The 16,029-nt window shown below is 69.7% G+C and carries 13 protein-coding genes and 1 riboswitch; of the genes, 2 read left to right on the top strand and 11 right to left on the bottom strand.

Annotated elements, in window-relative coordinates; genetic code table 11:
* Window positions 1–2: 2 nt before the first annotated feature.
* On the bottom strand, window positions 3–833 hold the full coding sequence (locus OG801_RS06780; RefSeq protein WP_406034668.1) for an alpha/beta hydrolase: 831 nt from the start codon (window positions 831–833) through the stop codon (window positions 3–5).
* 177 nt (window positions 834–1,010) lie between these two features.
* On the opposite strand from OG801_RS06780, the gene OG801_RS06785 reads away from it, so the two are divergent.
* The gene (locus OG801_RS06785; protein WP_406034669.1) at window positions 1,011–1,835 is read left to right on the top strand and encodes an alpha/beta fold hydrolase; all 825 of its coding nucleotides are present in this window, start codon (window positions 1,011–1,013) and stop codon (window positions 1,833–1,835) included.
* A gap of 5 nt (window positions 1,836–1,840) precedes the next feature.
* Here the strand turns inward: OG801_RS06785 and OG801_RS06790 are convergent, their stop codons facing one another.
* From OG801_RS06790 to OG801_RS06810, 5 genes are all read right to left on the bottom strand, one after another.
* Window positions 1,841–2,896, bottom strand: coding sequence for a biotin/lipoate A/B protein ligase family protein (locus tag OG801_RS06790; RefSeq protein ID WP_406034671.1), 1,056 nt, complete (start codon window positions 2,894–2,896; stop codon window positions 1,841–1,843).
* Between the two features lie 37 nt (window positions 2,897–2,933).
* A complete protein-coding gene (locus OG801_RS06795) occupies window positions 2,934–4,271 on the bottom strand; it encodes an aminotransferase class V-fold PLP-dependent enzyme (protein ID WP_406034673.1) in 1,338 nt (445 codons plus the stop codon).
* A 43-nt stretch (window positions 4,272–4,314) separates the two neighbouring features.
* Window positions 4,315–4,428, bottom strand: a riboswitch (SAM riboswitch).
* A gap of 86 nt (window positions 4,429–4,514) precedes the next feature.
* Window positions 4,515–6,128, bottom strand: coding sequence for a CocE/NonD family hydrolase (locus OG801_RS06800; RefSeq protein ID WP_406034675.1), 1,614 nt, complete (start codon window positions 6,126–6,128; stop codon window positions 4,515–4,517).
* A complete protein-coding gene (locus tag OG801_RS06805; protein ID WP_406034677.1) occupies window positions 6,125–6,760 on the bottom strand; it encodes a TetR/AcrR family transcriptional regulator in 636 nt (211 codons plus the stop codon). Before OG801_RS06805 ends, OG801_RS06800 begins: the two co-directional genes overlap by 4 nt.
* Before the next feature lie 73 nt (window positions 6,761–6,833).
* Window positions 6,834–8,996 carry a transglycosylase domain-containing protein gene (locus OG801_RS06810; protein WP_406034679.1) on the bottom strand — a complete coding sequence of 721 codons (2,163 nt, stop codon included), beginning with the start codon at window positions 8,994–8,996 and terminating at the stop codon, window positions 6,834–6,836.
* On the opposite strand from OG801_RS06810, the gene OG801_RS06815 reads away from it, so the two are divergent.
* A complete protein-coding gene (locus OG801_RS06815) occupies window positions 8,971–9,327 on the top strand; it encodes a hypothetical protein (protein WP_406034680.1) in 357 nt (118 codons plus the stop codon). The two genes, OG801_RS06810 and OG801_RS06815, sit on opposite strands and share 26 nt — an antisense overlap.
* Window positions 9,328–9,441: 114 nt before the next feature.
* Here the strand turns inward: OG801_RS06815 and katG are convergent, their stop codons facing one another.
* From katG to OG801_RS06840, 5 genes are all read right to left on the bottom strand, one after another.
* Window positions 9,442–11,595 carry a catalase/peroxidase HPI gene (katG, locus tag OG801_RS06820; RefSeq protein ID WP_406034682.1) on the bottom strand — a complete coding sequence of 718 codons (2,154 nt, stop codon included), beginning with the start codon at window positions 11,593–11,595 and terminating at the stop codon, window positions 9,442–9,444.
* Between the two features lie 96 nt (window positions 11,596–11,691).
* On the bottom strand, window positions 11,692–12,117 hold the full coding sequence (locus OG801_RS06825) for a Fur family transcriptional regulator (protein ID WP_406034684.1): 426 nt from the start codon (window positions 12,115–12,117) through the stop codon (window positions 11,692–11,694).
* 63 nt (window positions 12,118–12,180) lie between these two features.
* On the bottom strand, window positions 12,181–13,371 hold the full coding sequence (locus tag OG801_RS06830; protein WP_406034685.1) for an MFS transporter: 1,191 nt from the start codon (window positions 13,369–13,371) through the stop codon (window positions 12,181–12,183).
* 41 nt (window positions 13,372–13,412) lie between these two features.
* The gene (locus OG801_RS06835; protein WP_406034687.1) at window positions 13,413–14,858 is read right to left on the bottom strand and encodes a protein kinase domain-containing protein; all 1,446 of its coding nucleotides are present in this window, start codon (window positions 14,856–14,858) and stop codon (window positions 13,413–13,415) included.
* Window positions 14,859–14,866: 8 nt separating this feature from the next.
* Window positions 14,867–15,964 carry a hypothetical protein gene (locus tag OG801_RS06840; protein ID WP_406034689.1) on the bottom strand — a complete coding sequence of 366 codons (1,098 nt, stop codon included), beginning with the start codon at window positions 15,962–15,964 and terminating at the stop codon, window positions 14,867–14,869.
* Between the last annotated feature and the right edge of the window lie 65 nt (window positions 15,965–16,029).

Raw genomic sequence — 16,029 nt, forward strand, 5'->3', positions numbered from 1 at the left:
CCTCAGGAGGGGGAGGCCCCGGCGGCCCCCCGCTGCACCGCGTGGGAGAGCGCCCACTCCAGCGCGTGGTCGGCGATCTCCTCCCACCCCGAGCCCGCAACCATCAGGTGCGGCCGGCCCTCGTACGTCTCGTGCTCGGTGACCGTGCCTTCGCCCTTGTAGTGCTTGACGTTCGAGGCCTGCACCGACGGCGGCATGATGTGGTCCTCGGACCCGGACAGGAACAGCAGCGGCGCGCGGTCGGCGTTCTTGAAGTCGACCCAGGCGCCCTGGTGACCGGGCTGGAAGTTCGCCAGCACGGAGTCGAACAGGACGCGACCCGAGGCCGGGATGTGGTAGCGCTCGTAGAACGCCAACGACTCCTCCTCGGTGTAGGTGTTCGTGAAGGCGTACCTCCACTGCTCGGCGTCGAACCCGACGGCGCGGTGATGGTTCGCTGGGTTCTTGAGCACCGGGAAGACCGAGCGCAGCTGGCTCCAGGGCGTGGCCCGGATGCCCTCGGTCGGAGCGGAGTTGAGGACGACGCCCGCGGCGCCGTAGCCGTGGTCCATCACGACCTGCGTGAACGCCCCGCCGGCCGAGTGGCCCATGATGATCGGTGCGGTGTCGAGCGTGTCGAGGAAGGCCTCCACGTGGGAGACGATCGCCTCCAGGGTGAGGTCCGCGATCGGGGTCGGGTCGGCGCGGAGAGCCTCGACCTCGACCTCGAAGCCGGGATAGGCGGGGGTGTGCACGGTGAAGCCGTTGGCCTCGTAGCGCGCCTTCCAGTTCTCCCACGACCGGGGTGTGACCCAGAAGCCGTGGATCAGGACGATGGTGTCCGGGGTGCTCATGTCAGGTTCCCTCTCGGGTGCTGGGGCTGGGATGCTCCGATCGTCCATCGAGTGGCGCTGGCTCCGGACCACGTACGACGCGTAGTCCCGGGACTACGCGGTCCACGTGGTCCGCGGAGCCGGGTGGCTGGGCGAGGCTCGTCGGGACAGGACCCAACCGACCGTGGGAGGAAGCCGATGCCTTACATCACCGCCGACGACGGCGCCCAGATCTTCTACAAGGACTGGGGCGACAGCGGGAGCCCCGTGCTGCTCAGCCACGGCTGGCCGCTCAACTCCGACGCCTGGGAGGCCACCGCGCTGTTCCTCGCGGAGCACGGTCACCGAGCCGTCGCCCATGACCGCCGGGGCCACGGCCGCTCCAGCCAGACCTGGTCGGGCAACGAGATGGACACCTACGCCGACGACCTCGCCACTCTGATCGACGCGCTCGACCTGCAGGACCTCACCCTCGTCGGGCACTCGACCGGCGGCGGTGAGATCGTCCGGTACGTCGGGCGGCACGGCACAGCCCGCGTCGCCGGGCTCGTCCTGGTCTCCGCGGTGCCGCCGCTCATGCTGCGGGCCGAGGACAACCCCGAGGGGCTACCGATCGAGGTCTTCGACGAGATCCGCGCCGGGGAGCTGGCGAACCGGGCCCAGCTCTACCGCGACCTGGCCGACGGGCCGTTCTTCGGGCACAACCGCAACGGCGATGTGCCGCAGGGCTCCCGCGACGCCTTCTGGCTCCAGGGCATGGCCTCCGGGCACCGTGGCGCCTACGAGTGCATCGCGGCCTTCTCCGCCACCGACTTCCGGCCCGACCTGGCCAAGATCGACGTGCCGACGCTGGTCGTGCACGGCGACGACGACCAGATCGTGCCGATCGACGTCGGGGGCCGCCGCTCGGCCGAGCTGATCGACGGCGCGGAGCTGAAGGTCTACGAGGGTTCCAGCCACGCCCTCCCGGACACCGATCGCGACCGGCTGCACGCCGACCTGCTGGCCTTCATCGACCGATGACCGGCCTACGGCACCCTGGCCCGCCAGGCCGGAGTCCCGTGCTTGCTCTCGACCAGCGCCGCGGCCTCGTCGATCGTGGCCCGGTCGAGACCGACGTACGCCGCCCCGAAACTCTGCTCGAACTCCGCCAGGAGCGCGTCGATGACCTTCTCGCGGCTCAGCCCGGTCTGGGAACGGATCGGGTCGACCCGCTTGGCGGCGCTCCGGGTGCCCTTGTCGGACATCTTCTCCCGGCCGATCCGGAGCACCTCGAGCATCTTGTCGGCGTCGATGTCGTAGGCCATCGTGACGTGGTGCAGGACGCCGCCGGGGATCCGCTTCTGCGCGGCGCCGGCGATTTTGCCGACCGGCGAGGCGATGTCGTTGAGACCGGCGTAGGCGGCCTCGATGCCGACGCTGCGCAGGCCGCGCAGCACCCACTCGTCGAGGAAGGCGTACGACTCCTGGAAGGACATGCCGGCCACGAGCGTGTCGGGGACGGCGAGGCTGTAGGTGATCGTGTTGCCCGGCTCGATGAACATTGCACCGCCACCTGAGATGCGGCGTACGACCTCGATGCCGTGACGCTCGGCGCCGGCCTCGTCGACCTCGTTGGAGATCGACTGGTAGCTGCCGATCACGACCGCGCTGCTGGCCCAGTCCCAGAACCTCAGGTTGGGGGCGCGGCGACCCTCGGCGACCTGGCGGACGATGACCTCGTCGAGCGCCATCTGCATCTTCGGCGCGAGCGGCCCGGTCTCGACGATCTCGAGGTCGAGGTCGTCCCAGGTCGTGGCCCGGCCCAACGCGCGCAGCACCGTCAGGGCGACGTCGCGGGTGCCGAAGCCGACCAGCTCGGCATCACGGGCGGCGACGTCGAGCACCGCCGTCAGCTGGTCGATGGAGACGTCGACGGACTGCCCCTCCAGCGCCTCGGTCAGCCAGCCCAGCGCCTCGTCGGGTTCCAGGAAGAAGTCGCCCGAGAGGACGACGTCGATGATCGTGTCAACGGAGACTGTCGCGTCGACGACGACCAGCTTGCCGCCGCGTACCTTCCGCTCGCCATGCACTCTTTCGCTCACAATTTCTCAACACCGTGAGCGCCCCGAATCATCCCGGCTAGACCGCCGCTCCGCACGAGCCGGCGGTGTCGGCCAGGCGGGTCAGACCGGCCGGTCCGACGAGCGGGCGCGGGTCCTCGGCGAGCGTCCAGGCCCCGTCGACGAGGACGTAGTCGCCCCTGACGTCACCCGCGAGAAGAGCGCGTACTCCGGCCACCAGCCGGTCCACGTCCGCGACCGAGGTCCCGATCCCGATGCTCGCGCGGACCGCGCCGGCGGTGAGCCCGAGGCGCTTGAGGAGCGGCTGGGCGCAGAACCGGCCGTCGCGTACGCCCAGACCGTGCTCGGCGGAGAGGTAGGCCGCGACCCGGCCGGGTTCGATGCCGTCGACCGTGAATGTGACAACCCCGACCGGCTCCTCGGAGTCGGGCCACAAGCGCAGAACATCCACACCCTCCAGCGCGGACAGGCCGGCCACGAGACGCCCCCTCAGTGACGCCTCGTGGCGGTCCAGCTCGGCGGGCTCGAGGCCACCGAGAGTCGTACAGGCGGCGGCCAGGGCCGCGGCGCCGATGACGTTGGGCGAACCGCCCTCGTGGCGTGCGGGGGCGGGCTGCCACGTGGTCTCGACAAGCTCGACCTCCGACGCGTGAGTGACGTCATCGACGGCCCCTCCCCCGGCGAGATAGGGGGTGCCGACGTCGAGCCAGTCGCGGCGCCCGACCAGGGCGCCGGCGCCGTAGGGGGCGTAGAGCTTGTGGCCGGAGAGGACGACGTAGTCGGCGCCGGTCGCGGCCAGCGAGAAGTGGCGGTGGGCGAGCAGCTGGGCGCCGTCGACGAGGACCCGGGCGCCGTGGGCGTGGGCCAGGGTGACGATCTCGGCGACCGGCAGCGCCTCACCGGTGACATTGGAGGCGCCGGTGATCGCGACCAGGGCGAAGCTGTCGCGGGCCAGCTCGCCGGCGAGGGCGTCGATGGTGCCGGCGAGGGTGTCCCGGCCGGCGACCACGGTGACACCGGCCTCGACGCGGCGCCACGGGAGCAGGTTGGCGTGGTGCTCGATGTCGAGGACGAGCACCCGGCCGGGTACGCAGCCGGCGAGCAGGTTCACCGAGTCGGTGGTGTTGCGGGTGATGACGGTGACATCGTCCTCGCGGGCGCCGACATAGGCGCCGATCGTCGCCCGCGACTCCTCGTAGAGGGCGGTCGAGACCTGGGACAGGTAGCCGGCGCCGCGATGCACCGAGGCGTACCAGGGCAGGACCTCGGCCACCCGGTCGGCCACGCTCTGCAGCGCCGGCGCCGAGGCGGCGACATCGAGGTTGGCGTACGTCGTGGTCGTTCCGTCCAGCAGCGGGACCTGCGTGTTCGAGCCGACGAGCGGAAGCAGGGACATGGGGGCACCCTTCGGGTCATGGCTCCCCAGGGCTACCCGGCGAAGCACGCGCTTGCCCGCGCCACCTCGGCGAGGGCCTGGTCGTCACCCGGAGCACCCCACCGCGTGGGAGGGTTGCCCGCCAGCAAGCCGGGGCTTCGCGCTGGCAGTCGTGACCTTCGCCGAAGATGGTGCCGGAGACGGAGAGGCCCCGCAAACCGTACGTCTCGAACTATGGACGCTTGTCCTACATATTGGACGCGCCTAGGTGGCCGGAACGGCGCGAACCGGCAGGATCAGCGCCGAAGGATGCTCTGGATCGTGGTGGACCGTCTGGTCGGCAGCCAGGAGCGTCGTGGCGGTGGCGAGCGGCTCCCCGGTCCCGGGATTACGGGCGTAGCGCGGGAAGGCACCGCTGGAGACCTGCACGCGGATCCGATGGCCGCGCTTGAACAGGTACGCCGTGGGCCAGAGCCGCACGGTCGCGCAGGTGAGCTCGTCGGCGCCCGTCAGACCGATGAGTCCGTCGCAGACGTTGTGGGAGCGGCCCTCCTCGTCGACATCGCAGAGCCGCACGAAGACGTCGGCGTACGCGAGGCTCGACCGGAACCAGATCTCGGCACTGACCTCGCCGACGACCTCGACGTCCTCGTCGAGCACCGTCGTGGTGTAGGTGAGCACGTCGGACCGGGCCTCCACGGCCCCGTTGTCGACGCGGCCGCCGTGGCTGATGCTGATGCCCCCGGCCGCCGGGGTCGGATCGGCCGGGTCGTAGTGATAGCGGTCGGGATCCGAGTCGTCCGGGGTACTCACCGACAGACCACCGTCGCTCTGGAGGTGGAGACGCTGCGGCTCATAGCCCTTCGGCGGCCAGGACTCGAAGTCGCGCCAGGCGTCCTCGCCCATCACGAACAACCGCACCGGTGCCCGTTCGGCCGGCTCCTCGCCGCGCGCGTATGCCAGGCCGAAGTCGACCGCTTCGGCCGCTCCAGGAATCGTCAGGTCCACATGGGTCCAGGGCCCGACAGTGAGCCGGGCCGGCTTGCCGGCGTCCTGAAGAATCGCGAAGTCCCGCAGCTGACCCGGCAGGAAGACGTCGTACCAGCCGCCGATGGAACTGACCGGCGCAAGCGTGCCGGCGACCCGATGGCGGTGGTCGATGCCGTCCCAGTGCGGATCGTCGGCATCATGGGCGAGAACGTCCTGGATGTACTGCGAACGCTCGCCGGTGGCCGCGACGTCCATATCCTGCAGAGGCAGCACGCGCAGGGCAGCGGCCGTCTTCTTGGTCTGGGCGTTCCTGCGGAACATCGCGAAGGGGCGCTCCTGGGTGGCGACCAGCGCGCCCCACTCGAGCGGCAGCTCCAACGAACGGCCGTCGGCGCGCATGAACTCACTCGTCAGCGCCGATTCGGTGACCACCGGGATCATGGCCTTGACCTGCGGCGGCAGGCTGTCGGCAACTGCCCACTGCACATAGCCCAGGTAGCTGATGCCGACCAGCACCATGGAGTCGCCGAACCAGGGCTGCTCGATCACCCAGTCCAACGTGTCCAGGCCGTCCTCGCGCTCCTGGAGCATGGGATCCATGACGCCACCGGAGCCGAAGCCGCCGCGGACGCTCTGGATCAGCACCTGGTAGCCGCGCTCGGCGAGCGGGCGGGCCATGATCGCGCCGAAGAAGCCAGAACGGCCGTACGGGCACCGGACGAGCGCGGTCGGCAGGCCCTCCGCGCCGCCCTTCGGCGTCCAGCGATCGGCCAGCAGCTCCACGCCGTCGCGCATCGGAACGCGCAGGTCGCGGTCGACGACGACCTTCCGCGTCAGTGGCTCGGAAAGCTTCATCTGGCGCTGGATGATGTGACTCATGAGGCTCATCGGTCGGTCTCCTTCTTCAGCACGGGCACGTCGGAAGCAGCCGTCTGGCGCACTGCGGCGGTGATGATGCCGAGCAGCCCGATGAGTCGGTCGGCGAGGTCCTCGGGGTCGAGCGGGTCCTCCGCGTCGGTCACCCAGGCGTTGATGAAGGCGGCCCCGCCGCCAGTGATGAAGACCGCCAGGTCATCGAGCTGCTGCGGGTCGTGGCCCTCCGCGAAGTGCGCCTCCACGGCACGCCGGTTGACCGGGAGGATCAGGCCGCTGAGTGCTTTGGTCAGCGCATGGGCGCTGGAGCTGTTCAGCATCGCCCGGTAGAAGACGCGATGCTCGGCGAAGTGCCGCGTCATGGCCAGCGCACGCTCGCGCCCTTCCGCCGACGCTTCTGCGAAACGTGGCAGCAGCCCGGTCCTGGCCAGGTCGAGCGCGCCTTCGAGCAGCAGGGCGTCGCGATCGCCGAAGTGCTGGTACACCAGCTGCCGGCTCACGTCCGCCGCCGACGCGATGTCGGAGATCGGAATCGCAGCCGTGCCCCGTTCGGTCACCAGGGCGATTGCGGCCTGGATCAGCGCCGCCCGCGAACGCCGGACGCGGCGATCCTTGGCTGGGGTGGCCGCGGCCAGCTCGAACTCCATGAGCGCGATCCTAGACACGTGTTAATTAATTCACAAGTGTCGCGAAAAACTTAGGCGTACGCCTCAGCTCACATCACGGACGGCCTTCCCAGGGGTTGCCGCCGTCTCCCCAGCCGCCCTCGCCGTCGCCCTCGCCGTCGCAGGTGCCGAAGAACTCCGAGACCGGGTCGCACTCCTCGCCGTCGTCCTCTTCCTCCGGCGGAGCGGGCGGAGCGATCAGCTCCTCCTCGTGTCCGGTCTCGGGATCCTGGCCGTCGACGTAGACGGGCTCGGGGAAGTTCTCGACCTCCTTGCCCTCCATGGCCTTCGCCATGATGGCCGCCCAGGTCTCGGTGGGATAGTCGGCGCCGAAGTAGGACGGCATCCAGCCGCCGTCGAGCTTCCCCTCACCGTTGCCGCGCGAATAGCGGACCGAGGTGGCGATCTGCGGCGTGAACCCGACGAACCACGACGAGCAGACGTACTGCGCGTTGGTGCAGGTGCCGGTGCCGGTCTTGCCGGCCACCGGCCGGCCGATGCTCTGGGCCTTCTGGCCAGAGCCGCTCTGCACCACGCCCTGCATCGCGTACGTCACGTCGGCGGCGATGTCCTCGGAGATCGCGTGCCGGGCGTTCTTCCGGCCGTTCCAGCTGTAGAGGACGTTGCCGGCGCGGTCGCGGACCTTCTTCACCACGTGTACGTCGTGGCGGTAGCCGCCGTTGGCGATCGTGGCGTAGGCGTTGGCCATGTTGATCGGGCTGACGTTGGCGCGGCCGAGGGCGATCCGGTCGTCGGCCTTGTGGTCGAAGTCGGTGGTGGTGCTGGGGATCCCCGGGAACTTCGGGTTCGCCTTCGCCGGGGCGACCCCCGCGGCGACCGCGGTGTCGTAGATCGCCTTGCGGCCCTCCTCGGGGCCACCCATCGACTCGGTCATGTCGATGAAGGCCGTGTTCACCGACTGCTCCATCGCCTTGAGCATCGTGATGTGCTGGCCGTAGTCCATCCCGTCCGCGATCCCGGCCTGCTCACCCTCGTTGACCACCTCGGAGCCGGCGTAGGTCGTGAACGGCGAGTCACCCGCCCACGTCGAGTTCAGCGAGTAGCCCTTCGCGATGGCCGCCGCAGTGGCGAAGGCCTTCATCGTCGACCCGGCGTGACCACCGGTCGCGGCCCAGTTGTGCTGGCTGTCGAGGTAGTCCTGGCCACCGTAGAAGCCGAGCAGCGCTCCGGACTCGACGTCGACCGAGGCGGTCGCCACGTGCAGGGCGTTCTTCTGCTCGGGGTCGCCCTTGACGTACGCCTTCCGGTTCTTCGGCTTCACGGTCTTGGCCGCGGTCGCCGACGCCTTCATGACCTTGGGCGAGAGCGTCGCGGTGATCCGGAGGCCACCGCTGTCGATCTTCTCCTCGGTGAACAGCGGCTTGCCGTCGGCTCCCTTCAGGCCGAGCAGCTCGGCCTTGATCATGGTGAGCGCGTGGCCGCGCTGGCCGCCGAGCCGGCTCGGCACCGTCTTCGCCGGGAACTTCGGCAGCGCGTCCTTCACCTTGTCGGCGTCGGCCTGCTTCAGGTAGCCGAGGTCGACCATGCCGGAGAGGACGTACTGGTAGCGGCCGAGCAGCTTCTCCTCGCCACGGAAGGTGCTGCTGGCGGGGTCGAAGCCGGCCGGGTTGTTGAGGATGGCCGCGAGCGCCGCCGTCTCCTGCAGCGACAGGTCCTTGGTGGACTTCGCGAAGTAGGCCTTCGCGGCCGCCTCGATGCCGTAGGCGCCGCGGTTGAAGTAGATCGTGTTGAGATAGTCGGTGAGGATCTGGTCCTTGCTCTTCTGCCTGGTCAGCTTCAGGGCGATCACCGCTTCCTTCAGCTTGCGCGAGTACGAGCGCTCGGCGCTGAGGTAGTAGTTCTTGACGTACTGCTGGGTGATCGTGGAGGCACCGCCCGAGGTGCCCTCGGTGGTGTTGGAGAACGCGGCCCGCACGATGCCCTTCACGTCGACGCCGCTGTTCTCGTAGAACGTACGGTCCTCGGCGGCCACCACGGCGTGCTTGACGGTCTCCGGGATCTCGTCGGCGTCGAGCTTGATCCGGTTCTGGTCGCCGTCCTGGTAGCGGCCGAGCTCGGTCTTGCCGTTGCCGTAGTAGACGAAGGAGGTCTCGACCTCGAACGCGGCGTTGGGGTCGGGCACCTTGATCCGGTTGTAGGCCACGATCGCCGTCACCGACCCGATCAGGGCGATGGCCAGGAACCCGACCAGCGCCACCTTCGCCGTGACCTTCCCCCAGCGTCGCCAGCTCGACGAGGTCTTCGAGGACCCCGATGTCGAACCCGTGGACGTCGAGCTCCTGGCCGCCGCCCACTTCTCGGCCGCCCAGATCTTGGCGGGCTCGGCCTTCGCGAGCCAGGCGCCGGCGGAGGACGGCTTGGGCGCCGCGCGACGCGCACCCGGCCTGCTGGGCGTGGTCCGGGGCGGCTCGGCCGCGATCCGTGGAGCGGGCGGAGGAGGCGGCCTCCACGACGGCGGCGGACCGGTCGGACCCTTCGGAGGCTCGGCGCTCCGGTGTTCCATTGCTCCACCTGACCTAGGCAACTGACTGCGGCGGCCGTTGATCCTACCCGGGTGGGTATGACAACGGAGGCCGACCCCGAAAGGGGCCGGCCTCCGCATCAAGCCGTACGCCGTGGCGTACGGCCTCAGATCCCCATGATCAGCTGAGCTTCAGGTCGAAGCGGTCGTTCTCCATGACCTTGACCCACGCCTTGACGAAGTCGTTGACGAACTTCTCCCTGGCGTCGTCGGCACCGTAGACCTCCGCCAGGGCGCGGAGCTCGGAGTTGGCACCGAAGACCAGGTCGACGCGGGAACCGGTCCAGCCGTTGGAGCTGGTGTAGGTCGCCTCGTCGGCGGACGGGGTCCACTGCTGGTCGTAGTCGAGCAGGTTGACGAAGAAGTCGTTCGTCAGCGCGCCCGGGGTCTTGGTGAAGACACCGAGGTCGGAACCGTCCCAGTTGTTGCCGAGCACGCGCAGGCCGCCGACCAGGACCGTGGCATCGGGGGCCGAGAGGCCGAGGAGGCTCGCCCGGTCGATGAACAGGAACTCGGTGGGGAGGTTCAGGAACCCGGAGTCGTAGTTGCGGAAGCCGTCGGCGACCGGCTCGAGCCAGGCGAAGTTCTCCGCATCGGTCTGCTCCTGGGTCGCGTCGACGCGGCCGGCGGAGAACGGGACCGTGACGTCCTGGCCCGCGGCCTTGGCGGCCAGCTCGATGCCCACGCCACCGGCGAGGACGAGCACGTCGGCGAAGGAGACACCGGTCGCGGCCGCGATCTCTTCGTACTTCGCGATGACCGGCTTGAGCTCCTCGGGCTGGTTGACCTTCCACGAGACCTGCGGCTCGAGACGGATGCGACCGCCGTTGGCACCACCGCGGTGGTCGGACGTACGGTGCGTGGCCGCCGCCTTCCACGCGGTGGAGACCAGCTGCTGCACGCTCAGACCGGACGCGGCGATCGCGGCCTTGGCGGCGGAGATCGCGGCCTCGTCGGTCGCACCACCCTCGGCGGGGAGCGGGTCCTGCCAGAGCAGGTCCTCGGCCGGGACCTCGGAGCCGACGTAGCGGCTCTTCGGACCCATGTCGCGGTGGGTCAGCTTGAACCAGGCACGGGCGTACGCGTCGGAGAAGGCCTCCTGGTCGTCCCTGAACCGGCGGGAGATCTCGTCGAACTCCGGGTCCACGCGCAGCGCCAGGTCGGAGGTGAGCATGCGCGGCTCGCGCTTGCCCTCACCGTGCGCCTCGGGGACCATGTCGGAGCCCGCGCCGTTCTTCGGACGCCACTGCTTGGCGCCGGCCGGCGACTCGAACAGCTCCCACTCGTAGGCGTAGAGGATGTGGAAGAACTCGTTGTCCCAGCGGGTCGGGTGGTAGGTCCAGGTGACCTCGAGGCCCGAGGTGAGTGCGTCCGCGCCGACACCGGTGCCGTGGCCGTTCTTCCAGCCGATGCCCTGGTTCTCCAGCGGCGCGGCCTCCGGGTCGGGGCCGACCAGATCGTCGGGGTGGGCACCGTGGGTCTTGCCGAAGGTGTGGCCACCGGCGATGAGAGCGACGGTCTCCTCGGAGTTCATCCCCATGCGGCGGAAGGTCTCCTTGATGTCCACCGCGGACTTCATCGGGTCGGGCTCGCCGTTGGGGCCCTCCGGGTTGACGTAGATCAGACCCATCTGGACAGCGGCCAGCGGCGCCTGCAGGTCGCGGTCGCCGGTGTAGCGCTCGTCGTCGAGCCAGACCTTCTCCGGGCCCCAGTAGATGTCATCGTCGGACTCCCAGACGTCCGCGCGACCGCCCGAGAAGCCGAAGGTCTTGAAGCCGCCCTCCTCCATCGCCACGTTGCCCGCCAGGACCATCAGGTCGGCCCAGGAGAGGTTCTTGCCGTACTTCTTCTTGACCGGCCACAGCAGACGGCGGGACTTGTCGAGGGAGACGTTGTCCGGCCAGGAGTTGAGCGGCGCGAAACGCTGCTGGCCACGGCCGGCGCCACCGCGACCGTCGTGGCTGCGGTAGGTGCCGGCGGCGTGCCACGCCATCCGGACGAAGAGCCCGGCGTAGCTACCGAAGTCAGCCGGCCACCAGTCCTTGGAGTCGGTCATGACCGCGGCGATGTCCGCCTTGACGGCAGGCAGGTCCAGGGACTCGAAAGCCTTCGCATAGTCGAAGTCCTCGCCCATCGGGTCGCTCACAGGGGCGTCCTTGGCGAGAATCTTCAGGTTGAGCTTGTTCGGCCACCACTCCTGGTTGGCACTGCCGGCGGTGGGGTGAACGCGGCCTGCGTTCATCACCGGGCACTTGCTCACGGCCTCTTCAGACATGAGATTCCTATCCGTTTCTGATCGGACTGGCTGCTGCCAGACGCTGTGATTCACATGTGTTGCGCCGGCCGATGACAAGCTCCGCCGGCGCGGGCTCTACCCCGGGGACAGGCTGCAGTCCGCGCAGGTGCCCCAGTAGATGACCTCGGCCTCATCGACCGTGAAGCCGTTGTCATCAGTTGCCGTCAGGCAGGGCGCATGGCCGACAGCGCAGTCGACGTCGGCGATCGCCCCGCAGGAGCGGCAGACCACGTGGTGGTGGTTGTCCCCGACCCGGGTCTCATAACGAGCCACCGAACCGGACGGCTGGATGCGGCGTACGATCCCGGCCGCCGAGAGGGCGGCGAGGGAGTCGTAGACGGCTTGATGGGAGACGTCCGGAAGCCGCTCGCGCACCGCTCCGAGAATCGTCTCGGTGTCGGCGTGCGCGTTCTCGGTGACGGCCCCCAGAACGGCCACTCGCGGGCGAGTGACGCGCAGGGAGGCACCTCTCAGCAGCTGTTCGTAGTCCGCGTTCCCCACACCCCAGACACTACGCCAATTCCTGAATGAGTCAAGAAACGGCAGGGAAATTTCTGGAGGGAATCAACCCAGTTTCACGGTCTCCGGAGACTCCGGTGCGGGGCGGGTTGCGAAGCGGCCGGCCATCAGTGGGATCAGGACGGAGATGGCCAGCGGGATGAGGAACATCGAGCGCTCGCCGAAGACCTCGGCGACCGCGGCGATCAGGGAGGCGGCGGCGAGGTAGCCGGCGTAGTTGGCGAGGTTGACCCGGGCGATCGCGTCCTCGGCGTTGTCCGGGGAGATGTGGGCGGCGGCGACGAAGGACTGCGGCGGGACCATCGCCAGGCTGCCGCCGAGGACGGCGAACCCGACGGCCGCGACGCTCCAGTGCGGGGCGACGACGATCAGCAGCAGCGCGCCGACGCCGACGATGCCGCCGGTGCGGATCACGCGCTCGGGGCCGAAGCGGGCGACGAGGCGGTCGCCGGGGAGACGTACGGCCAGGAGCACCAACTGGTAGGCGGCGTAGATCGCCGGGCCGACCGCCGCTGCGGCGCCCAGTCCGTCGACGACATAGATCCCGCCCCAGGCGGAGGCCGCCGAGTCGATGAACCACATCGCGAACGTCGGCACCGCGACCAGGAGGAGGGGCAGCCACGGCAGCGGAGGCTTCGGGTGCTGCGTACCGCTGATCCGCTTCTCTGCCGCGTCGACCGCCTCCGGCGGCAGCAGGAGCCGGAACGTGGCGAGGTTGGCGGCCAGGCCGATGACGGCGATCGGGATCATGTCCAGACCCAGGGGTACGCCGAAGGCGATCGTCACGGTCGCATAGACGGCGCCGAGGACGGCCGCCCCGCTCCACATCGCGTGGAACCCGTTCATCAGCGGGCGCCCGTACGCGTCCTGGGTGGCCGTGCCCTGCATGTTCATGGAGGCGTCGACGCCGCCGAGGAAGAAGCCGTAGACGCCGATGAGGACCAGCAGGGTCACCATCGTCGGCGCGAAGGCAGGCGCGACCGCGGCCAGCGAGGCCCCGCCGAGCATCAGCGACAGGGTCGCGGCGCTGCCGACCCTGGTCGCGAGGTGTCCAGCTGTCACACTGCCGACCGCTCCGACGGCGGTGGTGACTCCGAGCACGACGAAGACGTCGCCCGCGCTGAGGTCGAGCTTGGTCGCGATCGACTCGAGCCTGGTGATCAGCGATGCGAAGGTCAGTCCCTGGACCGCGAAGGCGACGAAGACCGCCATCCGGGCCAGCTGGAGTCGCGTCATGGACGCGAAGTCTGCACCCTCACGCCGCGCAGGTCGAGGGGTCAGTTGCCCTTCAGCAGCCCGTCGAGGATCTTCTCGCCGTCCTTGCCGTCACCCTTGCCGAGACTGTCGAACTCCTCGCGGAGCTCCCGCATCTCGCGCTTGGCGCTCTCGCCCTTCTCGACGAGGTCACGGATCTGCTGGATCTGGTCCTCCCACTCCTGGGACTGGCCCTCGTCGATGACGTTCCAGCCCTCGAGGTTCTCGCGCCAGCGGTCGAGCTTGTCGAGGCGGTTGAGAGTCTTGTTGTCCGACTTGTCGACAGGCTCATCAGCGGAGTTGTCGGCGTTGTCAGAGTTGTCAGAGTTGTCGGCGTTATTGTCCGTGTTGTCGGAGTTGTCCGAGCTCTGGGACGTCTGGGCCTCGGCGGGCGCGGGCTCGTAGGCGGCCAGCCAGGAGGCGGCGAAGACGCACGCGATCACGATCGCCACCGCGCCGAGGAGACGGCCGGTCGGGAACTTCCGCAGCGACCCGGGGCGCGGCCCTCGGACCGGAGGCGGGGTGCCGGGACTGGGCAGGACGCCGGTGCGGGAGTTGGCCAGCGCCATCGGCTCGTCGAGCGGGCGCGGCGCCATCATCTGGGTCGGACGTGGCGCCTGCCCGGCGGAGAGCCGGTCGGTGGCGTCGGGGTCGGCGCCGCTGAGGACATAGCCGAGCTCGTGACCGACCTGGTCCATCGACGGCCGGGCGGCCGGGTTCTTGTCGAGCATCCGGGTGACCAGCCGAGCCAGCGGCGCCGGCACCGCCCGGAAGTCGGTGATGCGCGGCACCGGCTCGCTGAGGTGCATGTGCAGGATCTTGACCGGGTGCGGCGCGGAGTAGGGCACCTTGCCGGTGAGCATCTCGAAGAGCACGCAGCCGAGCGAGTAGACGTCGGCGGGCGGCCCGACCGGGTCGCCGGAGGCCTGCTCGGGCGAGAGGTAGGACGGGCTGCCGATGACATGGCCCGTCTGGGTCAGCCCGGCATCGACCCCCGTCATGGCGTACGCGATGCCGAAGTCGAGCACGGTCAGCCGGCCGTCGCCGTCGAACATGAGGTTGGCGGGCTTGATGTCGCGGTGCACCACACCGGCCCGGTGGGCGGCGCCGAGCGCGCCGGCGACCTGGCGGGTGTACTCGACCGCCATGTCGACCGGCATCGCGCCACGCTGCTGCAGCGGCTCGGCCAGGGTAGGTCCGGGCAGCAGCTCCATCACCAGGAAGACGTCGTTGTCGTCGCTGCCCGCGTCGAAGATCTTGACGACGTCGTCGTGGACGACCCGGGCGGTCGAGAGCGACTCACGGCGGAACCGCTCGGCCATCGTGGGGTCGTCCACATCACGCAGCAGCTTCACCGCGACATCGCGGTCGAGGACGGTGTCACGCGCCCGCCAGACCTCGCCCATGCCACCGGCTCCGAGCAGGGTGAGAAGCCGGTAGCGGCCGGCGATCGGGGGAAGCTCGTCCATGACGGAAATTATGCCGGGGTCACCCAGGAGCCGAAGAGCGGGATGCCCTCCCAGGCTCCTCCGCGTGCGACCGCCACCACCGCGTGCGGCCGGTCGAACCTCAGGTCGATCTGCCGCACCTTCGTGTCGCGCGGCGCCGCGGTGGCGGCGCGGACCATCATCCCGGTCACCGCGGCAGCCTTGAAGCCCTCACGGTCGTAGGACGCGACCGCCTTCTGGACACAGACGGCCTCCGTCTCCTCCTCGACCGCGGCCATCACTCCGCGGGCGATCTCGGCGACTCCCGGCGCGGACGAGAGGTCGTGACGGTCCTCCGCGCTCCACTCCGGCAGGTGGCTGCGCCAGCGGTCGGACGGAGCGCTGCCGAAGGCGGTGACCTCCCGGACCGTCCAGGCGTGCCCGTCCTCCTGGCCGGCATCGAACGTGCGGTCGTGGACCTCGCCGGCGTCGATCCTCCGGACCACCTCGTCCGCGGCCCGCCACACGTCGTCGGCGGACACGCCCTCCTCGGCGATCACGGAGTAGACCGAGATGCCGTCCTCGCTCGACGGGCTGGCGACCGCAACCGGGCCGGCGGCCTCGGTGTCCACGACGGCCTGGAAGCCGCTCTCGAGCAGCAGCAACCCGTCCTCGCCCTGCTCCAGCTGCTCGCTCCAGCGCGGCGTGACCACCAGCGCGGAGGCGAGCACGAGCAGCGTCTGGGCGTCGAGCTCGAGCGGGAACTCCTTGATCAGTCCGCGGGTGTGCTCATCGGCCCAGGCGTCGAGCCCGGCCTGGTCCGGGAGCGGGTCGAGCACGATCGGCAGGCCCTTGGTCAGCTCGACACCCGACCGCAGCCAGCCGGCAACCGCCGCCCCGATCGTGGGGTGCGGCGCCTCCAGCAGCGTCAGCGCGGCGGCCCGCGCGTCGGCCTTGTTCAGGCCCAGGATCTCGTCGGTCTCGGTCTCCGCCGCGGGCGCCAGCGAGGCGAGGAGCAGCCACAGACCGGCGTACGAGATCACCGGGGACTCGGCGGATCCGAGGGCGGAGCGGGTGGTGGCGGCGTACCTTCGGACCGCCTCGGCGGCAGCGAGGGACAGGGGCGTCTGCGTTCCCGACTTCTCCATGCTCAAAGACATTACGGGGAGAGCCACGACAGGTGAGCCAAGTCACGATACGGTTATGTATCGAG

The organism is Nocardioides sp. NBC_00163 (genome assembly GCF_045206295.1).
Taxonomy (GTDB): Bacteria; Actinomycetota; Actinomycetes; order Propionibacteriales; family Nocardioidaceae; genus Nocardioides.